Raw genomic sequence first — 19,316 nt, forward strand, 5'->3', positions numbered from 1 at the left:
GACGGGCACGGCTCAACGAGCAGGGGCGGGCTGGGTAGCCTGGAGGGGTGACCGAAGCCGCCACGCCCTCTCCTGAACCCCGCACCTTCCGCGACAAGCCGGTGTCGTTCGTGCGCCGCAGCGGCCGCATGTCGGAGGCGCAGGAGCGCGCCTGGAGCGAGCTGGCGCCGCAGTACGTGATCGAATCGCCGCGCGACCGGGCGTCCACCAGCATCCGTCCGGGCTCGGCCATCGAACCCGCCGAGGTGTGGGGGCGCGCGGCGCCCCTGATCGTCGAGATCGGCTCGGGCCAGGGTCACGCCATCGTGCACGCCGCGACCTCGCGTCCGGACACCGACTTCCTGGCCATCGAGGTGTTCCGGGCGGGGCTCGCCCGCACGATGCTCGACGCCGACCGTGCCGGGGCGCGCAACCTGCGCCTGGTCGAGGCGAACGCGCCCGAGGTGCTCCAGCACCTGCTGCCGGCGGCATCCATCGACGAACTGTGGGTCTTCTTCCCTGACCCGTGGCACAAGACCAAGCACAACAAGCGCCGGCTGGTGACCCCCGAGTTCGCGGCGCTCGCGGCCGCCGCACTCAAGGACGACGGCGTGCTGCGGCTCGCGACCGACTGGGAGGACTACGCCCTGCAGATGCGCGAGGTCATGTCGGCTGCGCCAGACTTCTCGGCGACGTTCGAGGGGGAGTGGGCGCCGCGGTTCGACGGGCGCGTGCTCACGGCGTTCGAGCGCAAGGGCGCGGCGAAGGGCCGCGACATCCGCGACCTCTCGTACCGTCGCCGCGCACGGACATGACCGGCGCGCCCGGACCGGTGACGGGACCGGTTCCGCTGCCGCAGCCCGGGGCAGGATCGCAGTCGCAGACCGGGCCGGACCAGGCGTCGCACCGGCGCGACCCGTGGCGCTTCGTGCGTCCGCTGTCGCACCGCGACTTCCGCATGCTGTTCGGAGCGGTCGTGCTGTCGATCTTCGGCGCCGGCATGTGGGCGGTCGTCATGGTCTACACCGTGATCGGCGCGGGCGGCGGGCCGATCGAACTGTCCGTCGTCGCCGCGGCGAACGCTGTGGGGCTGCTCGCGTGCGCCATCCCCGGCGGCATCGCGGCCGACCGCATCCCGCGCCGACTCATCCTGCGCGTCGTCGAGCTGCTGAACCTGCTCGCCATCACCTCGGTCGCCGTCGCCGGCGTGTTCGGCGCGGTGACCGTCCCGCACCTGACGATCGTGGCATTCGTGCTGGGCGCGGGCGCGGGCTTCTTCTTTCCCGCGTACAGCGCGATCCTGCCGCGCATCCTGCCGCCCGCGCAGCTGCTGGCCGCCAACGGCCTCGAAGGTGCGATCCGTCCCGCGCTCCAGCAGGCGGCCGGGCCCGCCGCGGCGGGTGTCGTGGTCGCTGCGGTGCTCGCGCCGGCCCATGCAGCGTGGGGTGTCGTCGCCGCGCACGCGCTCGCCCTCGTGCTGCTGCTGTTCGTGCGGCCGGAGCCGGCCGCGGACCCCGGTGAGGCGCGCGAGGCGCCGGAGGGCGTGCGTGGTGTGCTGCACGACCTGCGCGAGGCGGTCGGGTTCACGGTCCGCACGCCCTGGCTGCTGTGGACGCTGCTGTTCGCGACCGGTTGGGTGCTGGTGTTCCTCGGACCCGAAGAGGTCCTGCTGCCGTTCGTGACCCGCGAGCGCGTCGGCGAGGATCCGCGCCTGTTCGGCTTCCTGCTCGCGATCTACGGCGTCGGCGGCGTGCTGGGCTCGATCGTGGTGTCGTCGCTGAAGCTGCCGCGCCGGTACCTCACGGTGATGATGGGCGTCTGGGGCGTGGGCACGCTGCCGTTCGCGGTCGTGGGGATCACGCACGAGTACTGGCTGATGGCCGTGTGCCTGTTCCTCGTCGGCTTCGCCTTCAGCTACGGCAACGTCATCTGGGGCACGCTGCTGCAGCGCCGCGTGCCGCGCCACATGCTCGGGCGCATCTCGAGCCTCGACTTCTTCGTATCGCTGGCACTGATGCCGCTGTCGATGGCGCTCGCGGGGCCGCTGGCGGCCGTCGTGCCGGTCGAGGCGATCTTCGTCGCGGCGGGCGTCATCCCGCTGATCCTCGGCACGATCGCGTACCTCGTGGCGCGCATGCACCAGGACGAACTCGCCCACCCCCTCGACCACTGACGCCGCAGGAGCCGCACGTGCCCGCACACCCTGACGCCGCATCCGTCGCCGCCCCGACGGCGTGGTCGTGGCGCCTGGCCCCGGCTCTCGTGGTGTGCCTGGCCGCCCCGGCGTTCTTCGTGGCGCGCCTGCCGTGGCTCGGCTGGTCGCTGCTGGCCGTCGGCCTCGTCATCGCCTGGCTGATGGAGCGAGGGGATGCCGCCGGCCACCCGCTCCCGTCGGCAGCGCCTGCGACACCGCACGACAGCACCGCCCGCGTCCGTTCCTCGGTGCTGTCGCGCGGTCTCGACCCGGGGATCGCGACCGGCCCGGCCGCCGGCATCCGATCGCCCTCCCTCACCCGCGACCTGTCGCTGATCGCGGCGGGACTCCTCGTGGTGAGCGCGATCTCGCTGAAGGCCGAGCTCGACGATCTCGCGATGGTTCGCTTCGCGCTCGCCCTCGGGGGCGCGGTGGCCGTGCCGTACGTGCTGACGCGGTGGGTGTACCGAGACCGCGCGATCCGGTTCCCCTGGCGCGGCGGCGGCCGGTGGACGACCTTCCAGTGGGTGTGGCTGGCGGCGGTGCTGGTGCTCGGCTGGCTGATCCTGCCGTTCTACTTCATCACCTCCGGCGTGTACCTCAACTGGCCCGTCGTCGACACGCCCGAGCTGATCGCGCGGCTGTTCGTGGGCGTCGGGGCGGTCGGCATCTGGGACGAGCTGTTCTTCATCTGCACGTGCTTCGCGCTGCTGCGGCGGCACTTCCCGTTCTGGCAGGCCAACGTGCTGCAGGCGGTCGTGTTCGTGTCGTTCCTGTGGGAGCTCGGCTACCAGGCGTGGGGTCCGCTGCTCACGATCCCGTTCGCGCTGCTGCAGGGGTTCATCTTCATGAAGACGCGCTCGCTCGCCTACGTCGTGACGGTGCACCTGCTGTTCGACGCGGTGGTGTTCCTGGTGCTCGTGCACGCGCACAACCCCGGTCTGCTCGACCGGCTGTTCCTCGTGTGAGCGGGACTGCCCAGGCCCTGCCCAGGCCCGTCGGCTAGGCTGGCACGCGGATCCCCGACAGGATCCCCGGACGACGGATCAGTACCCGGTGAGCGACAAGACTGGCCAGGAGGCACAGTCATGTCGTGGGTCATCCTCATCCTCTCGGGCGTCCTCGAAGCCGTGTGGGCGACCGCGCTGGGCAAGTCCGAGGGCTTCACGAAGCTCTGGCCGAGCGTCGTCTTCGGCGTCGCGCTCGTGGCGAGCATGGGCGGTCTCGCGTGGGCGATGCGCGACATCTCCACCGGCACCGCCTACGCGGTGTGGGTCGGCATCGGGGCGGCGCTGACCGTCGCGTACGCGATGATCACGGGCGCCGAGCCGTTCTCGATCGTCAAGCTGCTGCTGATCCTGGGCCTCGTCGGCTGCGTCGTCGGCCTCAAGCTCGTCGGCCACGAGTGAGGCCGCCGCCGCGCGCGGGCGTGCGGCATCCCTCCCGCGCCGGTGGCGGGCCGCGCCTGCGCGCCGCAAGCGTCCTCGCGTGCGGCGGTGCGCCATGATGGGAGCGCCCTGAGAGAGGAACCGGGATGCCTGAGACCAGCGCCGCGCCGTCGCCCAGCGTGAAGAGCCTTCTCATCATGTCGGTGCCGGCGCTGCTGATCGGCGCCGTGTCGGCCATCGTGCTGTGGCTGCTCGACGAGGCGTCAGGTCTGCTGCAGGACCTGCTGTGGACGACCATGCCCGGCTGGTTCGGCGCGACCGAGGCGACGCCGTGGTGGATCTTCACGGTGCTGACGCTCACCGGTGCGATGGTCGGCCTCGTCGTGTGGCTCGTGCCCGGGCACGGCGGGCCGGACTCCGCCACGACGGAGCTGGCGGAGACCCCGCCGCCGCTCGGCGCCCTGCCGAGCATCCTGCTCGCCGTCGTCATCGGCCTGGCCGGCGGGGTGAGCCTCGGCCCCGAGAACCCGATCATCGCGGTGAACGGCGCGATCGCCGTCGCCGCGATGGCCCGGTTCGCCAAGGCGGTGCCGCCGACGGCGGTGATGACGCTCGCGACGTCGGCGACGATCGGCGCTCTGTTCGGGACCCCGGTGGCCGCCGCGCTCCTTTTCACGGGGGCCGTCGCGGCGGTGAAGGGCGGGGGAGCGCTGTGGGACAAGCTCTACCTGCCGGTCGCGGCCGCCGGCGCCGGCGCGGTGACCATGCACCTCCTGGGGGGCAGCTCGCTCGCCTTCCACATGACGCCCATCGGCCAGGCCGACGGGCTGATGCTGCTGGAGGGGCTGCTCGTGGCCGCCGTCTCGGCCGCCGCCGGGATCTTCGCGGCCTGGGCGCTGCCGCACGCGCACCGGCTGTTCCACAGTCTGCGCAACCCGCTGCTCATCAGCCTCGCGGGCGGTGTCGTGCTGGGCCTGCTGGGCATGCTGGGCGGCCCGATGACCCTCTTCAAGGGCCTGGAGCAGACCGGAGAGCTGATCAACAACCCCGAGGACTACACGGCCGGGCAGCTCGCGCTGTGGGCGGGCGTCAAGGTCCTCGCCCTCGTGATCGCCGCTGCGGCGGGATTCCGCGGCGGACGGATCTTTCCCGCCGTCTTCGTGGGCGTGGCGATCGGGCTGCTCGCGCACGCGCTGCTGCCCGGCATCCCGGTCTCGCTCGCCGTCGCGTGCGGAGCCCTGGGCATCGTGCTCGTCGCGACCCGGGACGGCTGGATGGCGATGTTCGTCGGCGCTGCCCTGGTCGGCGACCCGATCGTGCTGCCGATGCTGTGCATCATCGTGCTGCCGGTGTGGCTGATCGTCACGAAGGCGCCTGAGCTCGTCGTCAAGAAGCCGGCCGCTGCGGCCGCCGCACCCTGAGGCGCGTCGGCCTCGGACCGGCGAGGCGCGGCCTTGCGGCGGCATCCCCTCGTAGTCTGGCGCCGTGGATTTCAGCCAGTTCCTGAGCACGTCGTCGATCACGTGGTGGGAGCTGCTGCTCGCGGTGATCGCGGTCGTCGCCGGCTGGATCTCATCGCGCTACGCCAAGAGGGGCGTGGCCGCGATCATGGCACGGGTGCCCAACGCCACACCGGCGATGACGCGGTTCGCGGCGCGGTTCGCGCAGTACACGCTGCTGCTGTTCGGCATCGGCGTGGGGCTCGCCTTCCTCGGTGCGAACATCCAGCCGCTGCTGGCGGTGGTGATCATCGTCGCGATCGTGGGCTTCCTCGTGCTGCGCGGCGTCGCCGACAACTTCGCCGCCAGCGTGCTCATCGCCACGCGACGGCCGATCGTCGTCGGCGAGCTGATCACCGTCGAGGGCCCTGACGGCGAGCTTCTCTCGGGCACGGTGAGCGAGCTGAACTCGCGCAGCGTCGTGCTGCTCACCGCGGACGGGCGCACCGTCCATGTTCCGAACGCGAAGCTGCTGGGCGACACGCTCGTCAACGACTCGCGCCACGGCGCGCGGCGCAGCGTGGTGCAGGTGCGGGTGCAGCGTGCCGGCGCGAGTGTCGACGAGGTCGCGAAGACGTTGGTGGATGCCGCCACCGCCGTCGACGGCGTCCACGAGATCCCCGTGGTCGGCGTCGTGGTGACCGGCGTCTCACCCGAGCGCATCGTCGCGAGCGTGCAGTTCTGGCACTCGCCGGCCGAGGGCGTCACGGTCACCTCGGCGGTCGTGCGCGCCGTCGCCGATGTGCTCGCCGAGCGGCACGGCGCCTCGGTGGTCTCGAGCGACGTCCCCGCGGCGCCGCTGACGCCGGCCGACCCGGTCTGACACGCGCCGCGCCTGCGTGCGCGCCGGTCGGCACCCGTGCCAGGGTGGAGGAGATTCGCCGTCTCGCGAATCCGCACGTCGTCATCACAGGAGCCGGAATGCAGCGACCGCTTGCGGGTCTGACCGCGAAGAACCTCGTCCGGGAGCTGACCGCGGGCGTCACGCTCCTCGCGATCGCGATCCCGCTCAACATCGGCTACGCGCAGATCGCCGGGCTGCCCGCGACGGCAGGGCTCTACGCGCTCATCGTGCCGACGCTCGTGTACGCGCTGGTCGTGTCGTCGCGCCAGCTGGTGGTGTCTCCGGATGCCGCGGCCGCCGCGCTCGTCGGGTCGTCGCTCGGCGGTCTGGCGACGGCCGGCAGCGCCGACTACTCCACGCTGGCCCTCGCGCAGGCGATCATCTGCGGCGTGATGTTCCTGCTGATGTCGGTGTTCAAGCTCGGCTTCCTCGCGAACTTCCTCTCCAAGCCCATCCTGGTCGGCTTCGTCGGCGGCCTCGCGCTCGACATCCTCGTCAGTCAGATCGCGAAGATGCTCGGGGTCAAGATCAACTCCGGCGGCGAGTTCGTCGAGAAGGTCGGCGACCTGGTGAGCGGGATCGGGACGCTCAACGGCTGGTCGCTGCTGATCTCGGCGGGATCCGTCGCGGTACTCATGGTCGGCGCACGCCTCCTGAAGGCCGTGCCGTGGGCGCTCATCGTGCTCATCATCTCGACCGTCGTGGTCGTGCTGACCGCGCTCGACGAGCAGGGCGTCGACGTCCTCGGAGAGGTGCCCGCCGGGGCGCCTGCGCTGACGTGGCCGATCATCGACTGGTCGATGTGGCTCGCGCTGATCCCGTCCGCGATGGCGCTCACCCTCGTGACAACTGCCGAGGGCCTGCTCGTTTCGCGTTCGTACGGCGAGAAGCACCGGTACCCGTTCCACGCCAACCGTGATCTGTTCGCCTTCGGTCTGGGCAACATCGCCGCGGGCGTGCAGGGGAGCTTCGCGATGGGCTCGTCGACGTCGCGCACGGCGGCCATGGACTCCGCCGGCTCGCGGACGCAGCTGCCGTCGATCGTGCTCGCCGTCGGCACGCTGCTGCTCCTGCTGTTCGGGACGGCGCTCCTCGCCGACATCCCTTCGCCCGCGATCGGGGCGGTCGTCGGCGTGGCCGTCCTGCCGCTGCTGGGGATCAAGGAGTTCCGCGAGCTCTGGAAGCAGGACCGCTTCGAGTTCGCCGTCGGCGCCGTGTGCTTCCTCGTCACACTGTTCGTGGGTGCGATCCCCGGCATCCTCGTCGCGTTCGTCCTCGCGCTCATCAACCTCGCGAAGCGGGCCGCCAACCCGGCCATCGACGTGCTGGAGTCCGACGGCGACCCGAAGCAGTCGCTCCTGGAAGAGGCGACGACCGGCGAGAGCACGGCACCGGGCGTCGTGGTCGTGCGCCTCGCCGCCCCGCTCTTCTTCGCCAATGGCGCCGTGTTCGCCTCGGCGGTCAAGAAAGCTGTGACCGAGGCATCCGATCCCGTCCACCACGTCGTGATCGACCTCGAGGCGGTCACCGACGTGGACGTGACGGGGGCCGAGGCGTTCGCGTCGCTGGAGGAATGGCTGGCGGGCGAGGGAGTGAGCCTGGCGTTCAGCCGCGCGCGCCCCCGCACGAGGGCGCGCCTGCAGAAGCTCGGGCTCGTCACGGACCAGAGATTCTTCGACACCAACCGCGCGGCCGTGACCGCGCTCACCGGGCCGGCCCCGGCGACGGATGACTGACGGACGCGATCGCGTCCCGCCACGAAAGGAAGACCGACATGCAGCAGCGTGAACCCGAGGCATCGATCCGGGAGGCGCAGGCCAAGCTCCTGGCGTCGCTGCCGTTCGACGATGTCGACGATTTCGCCGCCGCGGACCGAGGATTCATCGGGACGCTCGACGACCCGAAGATCCTGGGTGCCGACGGAGAGGTGGTGTGGGATGCCTCGACCTACGACTTCATCCGGGGCGATGCGCCCGACTCGGTCAACCCCAGCCTGTGGCGGCAGTCGAAGCTCGTGGCCAAGCACGGCCTGTTCGAGGTCGTCGAAGGCCTGTACCAGGTGCGAGGGCTCGACCTGGCGGTCATGTCGATCGTCGAGGGCGACACGGGCATCATCGTCATCGACCCGCTGATCTCGAAAGAGACCGGAGCGGCGGCGTTGGCCCTCTATCGCAAGCATCGCGGCGATCGCCCCGTCGTCGCCGTGATCTTCACCCACAGCCACATCGACCACTTCGGCGGGGTGCTGGGCCTGGTGAGCGCCGACGACGTGACGTCGGGCCGCGTGCAGATCCTCGCGCCGGAGGGGTTCCTGGAGCACTCGGTGGCCGAGAACGTCTACGCGGGCGTCGCGATGGGCCGTCGCGCAGGCTACATGTACGGCGCAGCGCTCGCCCGAGGGCCGCAGGGCGCGGTGGGCGCGGGTCTCGGTCAGACCACGTCGACGGGCGAGGCGACGATCCTGCCGCCGTCGCGCGAGATCACCACCACCGGCGAGAAGCACACGGTCGACGGCGTCGAGTTCGAGTTCCAGATGGCGCCGGGCACCGAGGCGCCGTCCGAGATGCACTTCTACATTCCGCGCTACCGGGCGCTGTGCATGGCCGAGAACGCCACGCACACGCTGCACAACCTGCTCACCCTGCGCGGTGCGGTCGTGCGAGACCCGCATGTGTGGTCGCACTATCTCACCGAGGCACTGGAGCGCTTCGGCGGCGAGGCCGAGGTCGTCTTCACCTCGCATCACTGGCCGACGTGGGGCAACGCCGAGATCCGGAAGTTCCTGGGGATCCAGCGCGATCTGTACGGGTACCTGCATGACCAGACGCTGCGTCTGCTGAACAAGGGGTACACCGGCGCCGAGATCGCCGAGATGATCCAGATGCCGCCGGCGCTGGAGGCGTCGTGGAGCACGCACGGCTATTACGGTTCGGTCAGCCACAACGTCAAGGCGATCTATCAACGCTACATGGGCTGGTTCGACGGTAACCCGGCCCGGCTGTGGCCGCACCCGCCGAAGCCCCTCGCCGAGAGGTACGTCGCCGCGATCGGCGGTGTCGACCGGGTCGTCGAACTCGCACAGGAGGCCTTCGACGGCGGCGACTACCGGTGGGCGGCCACGCTGCTCGACCATGCGGTGTTCGCCGACGAGGACCACGCCGCCGCCCGTGCGCTCTACGCCGACACCCTGGAGCAGCTCGCCTACGGCGCCGAGAACGGCACGTGGCGCAACTTCTTCCTGTCGGGCGCGACCGAGCTGCGCGAGGGCAGCTTCGGCACGCCGACCACGACGAACGCCCCGCTGATCCTTGCTCAGCTGACGCCCGAGCAGCTGTTCGACGCGGTGGCGATCCAGGTCGACGGCCCGAAGGCGTGGGACCTGTCGCTCGCGATCGACGTCACGCTGTCGGATCTCGGCCGCAGCTTCCACGTGTCGCTCGGCAACGGCGTGCTGGTCTACGTCGAGCGCGAGCCCGACGAGTCCACACCGCTCGCCCTGACCCTGACCAAGCCGCGCCTCATCCGGCTGGCCGGCGGTGACACCGAGTCCGAGGGCATCGAGGTCCGGGGCGACATCGCGGTGCTGAAGCAGCTACTGTCGGTTCTCGACCCGGGCGATCCGAACTTCAACATCGTCACCCCGTAGGTCTGATCAGCCGCACACATCAGAGAAGGCCGGTCCTTGCGGACGGCCTTCTCGCGTCTGGTGCCCCCGACAGGAATCGAACCTGCGACCTTTGGTACCGGAAACCAACGCTCTATCCCCTGAGCTACGGAGGCGTGCCGATCGAGGTTACCATCCCGGCGCGGTCGCTCCCGCCAGGTCAGGGGGCGTCGGCGGCGACGGCGGGCTGCTGCTCCAGTCGCTCGAGGTCGTCGGCGAGGCGACCGGCGAGGTAGGCGTGACCAGCGGTCGACGGGTGGTTCCGGCCTACCGGCCCCGTGTCGATGGCGTCGAGATAGTTCGCCTCGGTGATCCACCCCTCGGCGATCGGCGACACGTACCACCAGCCGCGGGCGGCGGCGAGCTCCGCCAGATCCGCGTCGATGGCCGCGGTCGGCTTCTGCACCGGCAGCACCTGAGGCGCCGGTCCGAGGATCACGATCGCAGCGTCGGGGTAGCGCGTCTGCAGGGCGTCCCACGCCGACGTGACGGCATCCCGGTATCCGCTCGGATAGAGATTGCGGTCGTTGATGGACCCTTCGACGATGATGACGTCGGGGTCGAGCGCCGGATCGAGGGCTGCGATGCGTTCGCCGTACGCGGGGCCGTCGATGCCGGGCTTGAGGTAGCCGCTGCCGCGGACGCCGTCGACCACGGTCTCGACGCCGAGCTCGTCGGCCAGCAGATAGGCGAATCCCAGGCTCGGGTCGCTCGCCGCCGATCCGTACACCCACGAGTCCCCGAACACGAGCACACGGGCGCCGTCCTCGATCGCCAGAGGCGTGGGAGGAATGGATGCCGCCACCGCCGTGTGGTCGTCGGCCGCGGTCGCCGGAGCCGCCGGTTCGGCCATGCCCCACGGACGCACGAGCGCCACCGTGCACACCGCGGCGACGGCCAGCGCGGCGCCCGCGAGGGGCAGCCACAGTCGTCGGGCTCGGGAGCGATCGGGCGCGTGCATGCACAGAGGGTACGTCAAGACTCCGCGAACGTTCGCATCGGCTCGTGAACCGCAGAAAAGACCTGGTCGGCGCGGACGCTCCGCGTGCCGTGCGGGAGACTCACGGCGGACCTCCGGCGGCCCCGCACGGAGGCACCTCGGCGGCATGCGAGGATACTTCGGTGCAACGCGTCGTGACCGCTCAGATGGACCTCGAACTAGGGGCTTCCGTCGACCTCATCCTGCAGCTGGCGGCGGCTCAGGGAGTGCCCGTCTCGCACGAGTCGCTGACGTTCACACAGGGCGATCGCGTGTACACGCCGACCGAGATCGTCGACCAGCAGGGGAGCCGTCTGCACCGCCTCACCGGCGAGCCCGGCCGCCTCGAGATCCGCTACGAGGCGACCGTCGACGGGCGGGCTGCGACGGGCCGCACCAGCGACCTCGAAGCGATCACCTATCTGCGTCCGAGCCGCTACGCGCAGTCCGACGAGGTGTTCCAGCAGGCGCGCCGCCAGTTCAAGGGGCTGTCCGGCCACGACCTCATCGCGGCGGTGTCCGAGTTCGTCTCGACCAGCACGACCTACACCCCAGGACTCAGCCACGGCACCGACAGTGCCGTGACGACGCTGATGACCGGACAGGGCGTGTGCCGCGACTACGCGCACGTCGTGATCGCCCTGCTGCGCGCGATGGACATGCCCGCGCGCTACGCCGCGTGCTATGCGCCCGGCCTCAACCCGATGGACTTCCACGCGGTGGCCGAGGCGTACCTCGACGGCGCCTGGTACGTCATCGACGCCACGCGCCTGGCAAACCGCAGCGGCCTCGTGCGCATCGCGACGGGGAGGGATGCCGCCGACTGCGCCTTCCTCAGCTACTACGGCGGCTATGTCGGCCTGAAGCGCCTGCGCGTGGACGCGTGGGTGGTGCCGGATGCCGTCACGGAGGGCCTGGAGATGCTGCCCGGGCTGACGGAGGATGCGCTGTCGCCGGCTGCGGACGCGTCGCTCGACGACTTCGGCGCCCTCGTCCAGATCGCCTGAGCACCGGTCGTCGAGCGAGCGAAGCGAGACGAAACGCAGAGGCCTGCGAACTAGACTGGTGCGTCTATGAATCCTGAAGCCCTCTCCGCCGCTCTGCTCGCCGTCGTCGCCCCGCTCGCCGAGGCGCGACGACCCGGTGCGGCCGAGGGACTCTCCGCCTCCGACTTCGTGCTCGACCGGCCGAAGAACCGCGACCACGGCGACTGGGCGTCCAACGCCGCGCTGAAGCTCGCGAAGGCGGTCGGGGCGAACCCGCGGGAGTTCGCCGCCGAGATCGCCGCGGGCCTGTCGCAGGTAGACGGTATCGCCGACGTCGAGGTCGCGGGGCCCGGGTTCATCAACATCCGGCTGGACGCCGCCGCCGCCGGCGCTCTCGCCCGGACGATCGTCGAGGCCGGCGCCGCGTTCGGCACGAACGAGTCGCAGCGCGGCAACACGATCAACCTGGAGTTCGTCAGCGCCAACCCGACCGGGCCGATGCACATCGGCCACACCCGCTGGGCGGCCCTCGGCGACTCGATGGCGCGCCTGCTGCTCGCCAGCGGCGCGACGCTCGTGCGCGAGTTCTACGTCAACGACGCCGGCGCGCAGATGGAGCGCTTCGGACGCTCGGTGCTCGCGGCGGCCAAGGGCGAACCGACTCCCGAAGACGGCTACCCGGGTTCGTACATCGACGACCTCGCGCAGCGCGTGCTGGCGGTACAGCCGGATCTGCTGTCGTTGCCGGCCGACGAGCAGATCGTCGTCGCGCGCGACCGGGCGTACGCGTTCCAGCTCGGCGACCTGCAGGCCTCGCTGGAGAAGTTCAACGTCCATTTCGACGTCTTCTTCAGCGAGCGCACGCTGCACGCCAAGGGCTCGAACGGCGAGCCGAGCCTCGTCGACGAGGCCGTCGACCGCCTGCGCCAGCAGGGTCACGTGTTCGACGACGAGGGCGCGGTGTGGGTACGCACCACCGACTTCGGCGACGACAAAGACCGGGTGATCCGGCGCTCGAACGGCGAATACACCTACTTCGCCGCGGATGCGGCCTACTACCTCAACAAGGGCGATCGCGGCTTCGCGCACAAGGTCTATCTGCTCGGTGCCGACCACCACGGCTACGTGCACCGGCTGAAGGCGCTCGCGGGGGCCGCCGGCGACGACCCGGAGAAGGACATCGAGGTGCTCATCGGGCAGCTGGTGTCGGTCAACGGCGCGCGGCTGTCCAAGCGCGCGGGCAACATCATCGAGCTCGACGACCTGCGCGAGTGGCTCGGCACCGACGCGCTGCGCTATTCGCTGGCGCGGTACCCCGCCGACTCGCCGCTGACGCTCGACCCCGAGATCCTGCGCAAGCGCACCAACGACAACCCGGTGTTCTACGTGCAGTACGCGCACGCGCGCACCCACAACGTCGCGCGCAACGCGGCCGCCTCGGGCGTGGACCGCTCCGAGTTCGCCCCCGAGCTGCTGACGCACGAGACCGAGTCGGCGCTCCTGGGAGCGCTGCAGGAGTTCCCGCGGATCGTGGCCTTCGCCGCCGAGGTGCGCGAGCCGCATCGTGTCGCGCGCTACCTCGAGGAGCTCGCCGGCCTGTATCACCGCTGGTACGACAACTGCCGCGTGATCCCGCTGGGCGACGAGCCTGTCGAGTCGGTGCACCGCACGCGTCTGTGGCTCAACGACGCCACCGGCCAGGTGCTGCGCAACGGCCTCGATCTGCTGGGCGTCGCCGCGCCGGAACGGATGTAGTCATGAGCAGCGCCGACACGCAGCCGACGCTGCCCCTTCCGGACGACACGGTGCCGGTTGCGCCCGAGCCGGCCCGCCGTCGGGTGTGGCCGTGGATCGTCGGCTTCGCGATCGTCGCGGTGCTCGCCGTCGCGGCGTGGTTCACGGCCGAGGCGATCGCCCGCCAGGTGATCAGCGGCGTCGTCCAGGACGAGGTCCGCACGCAGCTGTCGCTGCCGGACGACCACCCGATCGACGTCGAGGTGGCGGGATCCGTGCTGCCGCAGCTCATCGGCGGCACGATCGGACAGCTGACAGTCGCGTCCGATGACGTGCCGCTGGGCGACAGCGGTGTGTCCGGCGACGTGTCCGTCGTCGCGACCGACATCCCGGTCCGCGGCGAAGCGGGGCTGGGGGGAGCGACGGCGACGGTGTCGCTGGACGAGGCCGAGCTGAGGACGCTGCTCTCGTCCGTCGACGGGTTCCCGGCCGACACCGTGGGTCTGGCCGCCCCCGATCTGACGATGTCGACCGAACTGACCTTCTTCGGCGCGAAGGTGCCGATCGGCGTCGCCCTGACACCGTCGGCCTCGAACGGCGACATCGTACTGACGCCGGCATCCCTCACCCTCGGCTCGGCCGTCGTCACCGCCGACGCCCTGCAGAAGCGGTTCGGCAGCCTCGCCGACGCCGTGACGCGCGACTGGGACATCTGCATCGCCGACCAGCTGCCCGCGGGTGCCACGCTCACCGACGTCGCGGTGGACGGCAGCCGCCTCGTCGCGGACTTCGCCGTCGACGGCGCCATCGTGACGGACCGCGCGCTGCAGCAGAACGGCACGTGCACCTGAGCGCGTGCCGCCCGACGTCACACGGCGCGGGGGCGGGATGCCGCGTGCCCTAGACTTCTAGCACTGCCCGGGGCCGATGTCACCGCACACTCGTGAACGTCCGGCCGCAGCACACGCAGACACCCCTCGCCCGACCGAAGCGTCGGATCTGCAAGCGTCGAAGCTCCCACTGATTGGTCCACCGTGTCCGCCGACCCGCATTCCCGTTCCCTCGCTCCGGCATGGCTGCAGCGACCCGCCGAGGCGAACGGGCTCGCCCCGGCCGTCTGGCCTGAGACGGCGCGGCGCGACGCGGACGGAGTGGTCGAGCTCGGCGGCATCCCTGCCACCGCGCTGCGTGCGCGGTTCGGAACGCCGCTGTACGTGGTCGACGAGGACGAGGTGCGCCGCACCGCCCGTCGCACGCTCGAGGCGTTCCGTGCGGCGGCCGCTCTGCACGGCGCGCAGGCGCGCGTCTACTACGCCGGCAAGGCGTTCCTCAGCACCGAGATCGTGCGCTGGGTGACCGAAGAGGGGCTCGCCGTCGACGTGTGCAGCGGGGGAGAGCTGGCGGTCGCTCTCGCCGCCGGTGCCGACCCCGCGCGCCTGGGCTTCCACGGCAACAACAAGTCCGTCGCCGAGCTCGAACGGGCCGTCGAGGTGGGGATCGGCTCGATCGTCATCGACAGCCTGATCGAGATCGAGCGGCTCGCGGCCATCGTGGAGCGACGCGGCGTGACGCAGGCGGTGCTGCTGCGCGTCAACAGCGGCGTGCACGCCGAGACGCACGACTTCCTCGCGACGGCGCACGAGGACCAGAAGTTCGGCTTCACGCTGCAGGATGCCCCGGCTGCCGTGGCGCGGATCCGCGAGCTGCCCGGACTGGAGTTCGTCGGGCTACACTGCCACATCGGCTCGCAGATCTTCGGCACCGCGGGCTTCGAGGAGTCGGCCGCCCGTCTCGTCGAGCTCCACGCCGAGCTGCGCGAAGGCGGTGAGCTGCCGGTTCTGAACCTCGGCGGCGGTTTCGGCATCGCCTACACGTCGGTCGACGATCCGACGCCCATCGAGGCGCTCGCGCTCGGCATCGCCGATGCCGTGGCGCGGCAGTGCGAGGTGCGCGGCATCCCGATGCCGAACCTGGCGTTCGAACCCGGGCGCGCCATCGTCGGCCGCGCCGGCGTGACGCTGTACGAGGTGGGCACGATCAAGCCCGTGGAGCTCGACAGCGGCGACACGCGCCTGTACGTGAGCGTCGACGGCGGCATGAGCGACAACGCGCGTCCCGCCCTGTACGGTGCGGAGTTCTCGGCCCGCATCGCCTCGCGCACGAGCGACGCCGACCCCGCGCTCGCACGCGTGGTCGGCAAGCACTGCGAGTCCGGCGACATCGTCGTGGACGCGGAGTACCTCCCCGGCGATGTCGCGCCCGGTGACCTGCTCGCCGTGCCGGCGACCGGCGCCTACTGCTTCTCGCTCTCGAGCAACTACAACTACGTCCCCCGCCCGCCGGTCGTGGCGCTGCGCGGGGGAGAGGCGCGTGTCATCGTGCGCGGCGAGACGATCGACGATCTGCTCGCCCGCGATGCGGGCCTCGCCACCGTGCGCGAAGGGCGCGAGTTCGCCGCCGCACCGACGGAAGGGACTGCATGACCGACTACCGCCGCCTCCGCGTCGCACTGCTGGGAGCCGGAGCCGTGGGCTCCCAGGTGGCCTCGCTGCTGCTCCGGCACGCCGACGAGCTCGCCGACCGGGCGGGCGCACGGCTGGAGCTGGCCGGCATCGCGGTGCGCGACGTCGGCGCCAAGCGCGACGTCGACCTTCCGCGCGAGCTGTTCACGACCGATGCCGAGTCGCTCATCGTGGGCTCGGACATCGTGATCGAGCTCATGGGCGGCATCGAGCCGGCACGGGCCTACCTGCTGCACGCGATCAACTCCGGCGCCGACATCGTGACCGCCAACAAGGCGCTGCTGGCCACGCACGGCCCCGAGATCTTCGACGCCGCCGACCAGGTCGGCGCGGAGGTCTACTATGAGGCCGCCGCCGCCGGCGCGATCCCCATCATCCGCCCGCTGCGCGACTCGCTCGCCGGCGACCGCGTGCAGCGCATCATGGGCATCGTCAACGGCACGACGAACTACATCCTCGACCGTATGGACACCGAGGGCGCCGAGTTCGCCGACGTGCTCGCCGACGCGCAGCGCCTGGGGTACGCCGAAGCCGACCCGACGGCCGACGTCGAAGGCTACGACGCCGCGCAGAAGGCCGCGATCCTCGCGAGCCTCGCATTCCACACCACGGTGCCGCTGGACGCCGTCCACCGCGAGGGCATCACCTCGATCGACAAGTCGATGATGGATGCCGCACGCCACGCGGGCTACGTCATCAAGCTGCTGGCGGTGTGCGAGCGTCTGGTCGAGGCATCCGGCGAGTCCATCTCGGTGCGGGTCTACCCGGCGCTCGTGGATCGCAAGCATCCGCTCGCGAGCGTCCACGGCGCCAACAACGCCGTGTTCGTCCAGGCCGAGGCCGCCGGCAACCTGATGTTCTACGGCGCGGGCGCCGGCGGCGTGCAGACGGCGTCGGCCGTGCTGGGCGATGTCGTGTCGGCCGCGCGCCGCCACATCGCCGGCGGCGTGGGCGTGGGCGAGTCGACGCTCGCGAACCTGCCCATCGTCCCGATCGGCCGCGTCACGACCCGCTACCAGATCACGCTCGAGGTCGACGACCAGCCCGGCGTGCTCGCGACGGTCGCGGGCACCCTGAGCGACGGCCGCGTCTCGATCGCGACCGTCGAGCAGACCGTCGTCTCGGACGGGAACGGCGAGCCGGGCGTGGCCCGGCTCGTCATCGGCACGCACAAGGCGGTCGAACAGGATCTCAGCGACACCGTGGCGCGCCTTGCCGCCAGCGGCGTCGTGGAACGCGTCGTCTCGGTGCTCCGGGTCGAAGGCGATTGAACTTCTCTGGCAGATGAGGGTGTGAAGGAGAGCGACATGGCTCATGTTTGGCGCGGAGTCCTCCGCGAGTACGCAGATCGACTGGGTGTCACCGACACCTCGACCGTGGTCACGCTCGGCGAGGGCGGCACCCCGCTGCTGCCGGCGCCGGCGCTGTCGCGCCGCACCGGCACCGACGTGTGGGTGAAGTTCGAGGGCATGAACCCGACCGGGTCGTTCAAGGACCGCGGCATGACCGTCGCCGTCTCGCGAGCGATCGAGCACGGCGCGAAGGCGGTCATCTGCGCCTCCACCGGCAACACCTCGGCCTCGGCCGCCGCGTACGCCGCGCACGCCGGCATCACCGCCGCCGTGCTCGTGCCCGAGGGCAAGATCGCGATGGGCAAGCTCAGCCAGGCGGTCGCGCACAACGGTCGCCTCATCCAGATCCGCGGCAACTTCGACGACTGCCTCGAGATCGCGCGCGAGCTCGCCGACAACTACCCGGTGCACCTCGTCAACTCGGTCAATCCCGACCGCATCGACGGTCAGAAGACCGCGGCGTACGAGATCGTCGAGCAGCTGGGCGACGCCCCGGACTTCCACTTCATCCCGGTCGGCAACGCGGGCAACTACACCGCGTACACCCGCGGCTACACCGAAGAGGCGCAGGCGGGCGTCTCGACCCGCGTCCCGCGCATGTTCGGCTTCCAGGCCGAGGGGTCGGCGCCGCTCGTGCGCGGCGAGGTCGTGAAGAACCCCGACACGGTCGCCAGCGCGATCCGCATCGGCAACCCCGCCTCGTGGGACCTCGCGATCGACGCGCGCGCAGCGACCGACGGCTACTTCGGCGCCATCGACGACGACCGCATCCTCGCGGCGCAGAAGCTGCTGTCGAGCGAGGTCGGCATCTTCGTCGAGCCGGCGTCGGCGATCAGCGTCGCCGGCCTGCTCGACCGCGTCGAGGCCGGTGTCGTGCCGCAGGGCGCGCGCGTCGTGCTGACGGTCACCGGTCACGGACTCAAGGACCCGCACTGGGCGCTGCGCAACGCCGACGGCTCGCAGGTCGAGCCCACGGTGGTCGACGCGACCACGTCCGAAGTGGCATCCGTCCTCGAGCTCGCTCCCGCGGCGGCCTCCGCGTGAACGCACCCGTCGTCCCGGCACCGGGGCGCCGCGTCCTGGTCCGGGTTCCGGCGACGAGCGCGAACCTCGGGCCCGGCTTCGACACGCTCGGCCTCGCGCTGAGCGTGTACGACGAGCTCGACGTCACGGCGCTGCCCGAGGGCGAGCTCGAGATCGAGGTCGAGGGCGCCGGCGCGGCCGACGTGCCGCGCGACGCGTCGCACCTCGTGGTGCGCTCGATCGCGTACGCGTACGAATCGGTGGGACGACGGATGCCGGGCCTCAGGCTCGTCGCGAAGAACGTGATCCCGCACGGGCGCGGCCTCGGCTCGTCGGGCGCTGCGGTGGTATCGGGACTGCTCGCCGCGAAGGGGCTCCTCGAGGGCGATGTGGAGTTCGGCCCCGATGCGCTGCTGCGCCTCGCGACCGAGCTGGAGGGGCATCCCGACAATGTCGCTCCCGCGCTGTTCGGCGGGCTGACGATCGCGTGGGTCGACGAGGACGGACCTCAGCACAAGAAGCTGCTGGTGCATCGCGGCGTGTCGCCGCTGGTCTTCGTGCCGGAGTTCACGATGTCGACCGCGCTCGCGCGCAGTCTGCAGCCCACGCAGGTGCCGCGCGAGGACGCCGTCTTCAACGTGTCGCGGTCGGCGCTGCTCATCGCGGCGCTCACGCAGAGCCCCGAGCTGCTGCAAGCGGCGACGGAAGACAAGCTGCACCAGAGTTACCGGGCCAGTGCCATGCCCGAGACCGACAAGCTGGTGCGCGCGCTGCGCAGCGCGGGGTTCGCCGCCGTGGTGTCGGGGGCGGGACCGAGCGTGCTCGTGCTCGCCGACGGGCCGGGGCGTCGCCTCGAGGCGGCGGCGCTGGCGACGGCGGCGACCGACACCCCGTGGGAGTCGCTTATGCTCGCCGTCGACTTCAAGGGTGGTACAGTGAGGGAGTACGCGGAGGGTTCCACGTAAACCCGTGAATCTGGCCTCCGTCGCAAATCTGCGAAACCACCGCACGGCATTCTGACCTGCCGACGTCCGCTGAGACCCCTCGCGGTTCCTCACCCCGTCGGCCGGGACTGAGTCCTGCCGAATGGCTGGACAGCTGCCCTATGCAGCGCCGTGCGATCGTGCACAACCGTTCGTTTTTCACAAGGGA

General features: G+C 71.0%; 16 protein-coding genes, 1 tRNA gene and 1 riboswitch. Of the genes, 15 read left to right on the forward strand and 2 right to left on the reverse strand.

What is annotated here, in order from left to right; all coding sequences use genetic code 11:
* Positions 1-47: 47 nt before the first annotated feature.
* From trmB to IF188_RS16760, 8 genes are all read left to right on the forward strand, one after another.
* Complete coding sequence (trmB, locus tag IF188_RS16725; protein WP_191172943.1) at positions 48-794, forward strand: tRNA (guanosine(46)-N7)-methyltransferase TrmB; 747 nt, start codon at positions 48-50, stop codon at positions 792-794.
* Complete coding sequence (locus tag IF188_RS16730) at positions 791-2,152, forward strand: MFS transporter (protein ID WP_224752033.1); 1,362 nt, start codon at positions 791-793, stop codon at positions 2,150-2,152. The genes trmB and IF188_RS16730 overlap by 4 nt, the downstream gene beginning before the upstream one ends.
* Before the next feature lie 17 nt (positions 2,153-2,169).
* Complete coding sequence (locus tag IF188_RS16735) at positions 2,170-3,141, forward strand: CPBP family intramembrane glutamic endopeptidase (protein ID WP_318152915.1); 972 nt, start codon at positions 2,170-2,172, stop codon at positions 3,139-3,141.
* Between the two features lie 45 nt (positions 3,142-3,186).
* A riboswitch (guanidine-III (ykkC-III) riboswitch) is annotated at positions 3,187-3,251 on the forward strand.
* A 10-nt stretch (positions 3,252-3,261) separates the two neighbouring features.
* A complete protein-coding gene (locus IF188_RS16740) occupies positions 3,262-3,582 on the forward strand; it encodes a DMT family transporter (RefSeq protein ID WP_191172944.1) in 321 nt (106 codons plus the stop codon).
* 125 nt (positions 3,583-3,707) lie between these two features.
* Complete coding sequence (locus IF188_RS16745) at positions 3,708-4,982, forward strand: ion channel protein (RefSeq protein WP_191172945.1); 1,275 nt, start codon at positions 3,708-3,710, stop codon at positions 4,980-4,982.
* Positions 4,983-5,046: 64 nt separating this feature from the next.
* Positions 5,047-5,883, forward strand: coding sequence for a mechanosensitive ion channel family protein (locus tag IF188_RS16750; protein WP_191172946.1), 837 nt, complete (start codon positions 5,047-5,049; stop codon positions 5,881-5,883).
* A 98-nt stretch (positions 5,884-5,981) separates the two neighbouring features.
* On the forward strand, positions 5,982-7,640 hold the full coding sequence (locus tag IF188_RS16755) for a SulP family inorganic anion transporter (protein ID WP_191172947.1): 1,659 nt from the start codon (positions 5,982-5,984) through the stop codon (positions 7,638-7,640).
* A 38-nt stretch (positions 7,641-7,678) separates the two neighbouring features.
* Positions 7,679-9,550: an alkyl/aryl-sulfatase gene (locus IF188_RS16760; protein WP_191172948.1), complete on the forward strand. Its 1,872-nt coding sequence runs from the start codon at positions 7,679-7,681 to the stop codon at positions 9,548-9,550.
* A gap of 58 nt (positions 9,551-9,608) precedes the next feature.
* Here the strand turns inward: IF188_RS16760 and IF188_RS16765 are convergent.
* Positions 9,609-9,684 (reverse strand) — tRNA-Arg (locus IF188_RS16765).
* A gap of 44 nt (positions 9,685-9,728) precedes the next feature.
* On the reverse strand, positions 9,729-10,529 hold the full coding sequence (locus IF188_RS16770) for an SGNH/GDSL hydrolase family protein (protein ID WP_224752034.1): 801 nt from the start codon (positions 10,527-10,529) through the stop codon (positions 9,729-9,731).
* Between the two features lie 161 nt (positions 10,530-10,690).
* Between IF188_RS16770 and IF188_RS16775 the strand changes: the two genes are divergently transcribed.
* The 7 genes from IF188_RS16775 to thrB all read left to right on the forward strand — a co-directional run bounded on the left by IF188_RS16775 (position 10,691) and on the right by thrB (position 19,129).
* A complete protein-coding gene (locus tag IF188_RS16775) occupies positions 10,691-11,554 on the forward strand; it encodes a transglutaminase-like domain-containing protein (RefSeq protein WP_191172950.1) in 864 nt (287 codons plus the stop codon).
* A gap of 66 nt (positions 11,555-11,620) precedes the next feature.
* Positions 11,621-13,288 (forward strand): arginine--tRNA ligase, encoded by a 1,668-nt coding sequence (locus IF188_RS16780; RefSeq protein WP_191172951.1) that lies wholly within the window; start codon positions 11,621-11,623, stop codon positions 13,286-13,288.
* A gap of 2 nt (positions 13,289-13,290) precedes the next feature.
* Complete coding sequence (locus IF188_RS16785; RefSeq protein WP_191172952.1) at positions 13,291-14,118, forward strand: LmeA family phospholipid-binding protein; 828 nt, start codon at positions 13,291-13,293, stop codon at positions 14,116-14,118.
* 183 nt (positions 14,119-14,301) lie between these two features.
* Entirely contained in the window at positions 14,302-15,750 is a 1,449-nt protein-coding gene (gene lysA, locus IF188_RS16790; protein ID WP_191172953.1) for a diaminopimelate decarboxylase, read from the forward strand.
* Positions 15,747-17,060 (forward strand): homoserine dehydrogenase, encoded by a 1,314-nt coding sequence (locus IF188_RS16795; RefSeq protein ID WP_191172954.1) that lies wholly within the window; start codon positions 15,747-15,749, stop codon positions 17,058-17,060. The genes lysA and IF188_RS16795 overlap by 4 nt, the downstream gene beginning before the upstream one ends.
* A 36-nt stretch (positions 17,061-17,096) precedes the next feature.
* Positions 17,097-18,185, forward strand: a complete 1,089-nt coding sequence (gene thrC, locus IF188_RS16800; protein WP_191172955.1) for a threonine synthase — start codon at positions 17,097-17,099, stop codon at positions 18,183-18,185.
* On the forward strand, positions 18,182-19,129 hold the full coding sequence (gene thrB, locus IF188_RS16805) for a homoserine kinase (protein ID WP_191172956.1): 948 nt from the start codon (positions 18,182-18,184) through the stop codon (positions 19,127-19,129). Before thrC ends, thrB begins: the two co-directional genes overlap by 4 nt.
* The last annotated feature ends 187 nt before the right edge of the window (positions 19,130-19,316 follow it).

The organism is Microbacterium helvum, assembly GCF_014779795.1.
In the GTDB taxonomy this organism is placed as follows: Bacteria; Actinomycetota; Actinomycetes; order Actinomycetales; family Microbacteriaceae; genus Microbacterium; species Microbacterium helvum.

Excerpts from the sequence above, each read along its gene's own strand:
- IF188_RS16730 (WP_224752033.1), top strand. The coding sequence starts at position 791 with ATGACCGGCGCGCCCGGACCGGTGACGGGACCGGTTCCGCTGCCGCAG.
- IF188_RS16740 (WP_191172944.1), top strand. The coding sequence starts at position 3,262 with ATGTCGTGGGTCATCCTCATCCTCTCGGGCGTCCTCGAAGCCGTGTGG.
- IF188_RS16745 (WP_191172945.1), top strand. The coding sequence starts at position 3,708 with ATGCCTGAGACCAGCGCCGCGCCGTCGCCCAGCGTGAAGAGCCTTCTC.
- IF188_RS16755 (WP_191172947.1), top strand. The coding sequence starts at position 5,982 with ATGCAGCGACCGCTTGCGGGTCTGACCGCGAAGAACCTCGTCCGGGAG.
- IF188_RS16760 (WP_191172948.1), top strand. The coding sequence starts at position 7,679 with ATGCAGCAGCGTGAACCCGAGGCATCGATCCGGGAGGCGCAGGCCAAG.
- IF188_RS16770 (WP_224752034.1), bottom strand. The coding sequence starts at position 10,529 with ATGCACGCGCCCGATCGCTCCCGAGCCCGACGACTGTGGCTGCCCCTC.
- IF188_RS16780 (WP_191172951.1), top strand. The coding sequence starts at position 11,621 with ATGAATCCTGAAGCCCTCTCCGCCGCTCTGCTCGCCGTCGTCGCCCCG.
- IF188_RS16785 (WP_191172952.1), top strand. The coding sequence starts at position 13,291 with ATGAGCAGCGCCGACACGCAGCCGACGCTGCCCCTTCCGGACGACACG.
- IF188_RS16795 (WP_191172954.1), top strand. The coding sequence starts at position 15,747 with ATGACCGACTACCGCCGCCTCCGCGTCGCACTGCTGGGAGCCGGAGCC.
- thrC (WP_191172955.1), top strand. The coding sequence starts at position 17,097 with ATGGCTCATGTTTGGCGCGGAGTCCTCCGCGAGTACGCAGATCGACTG.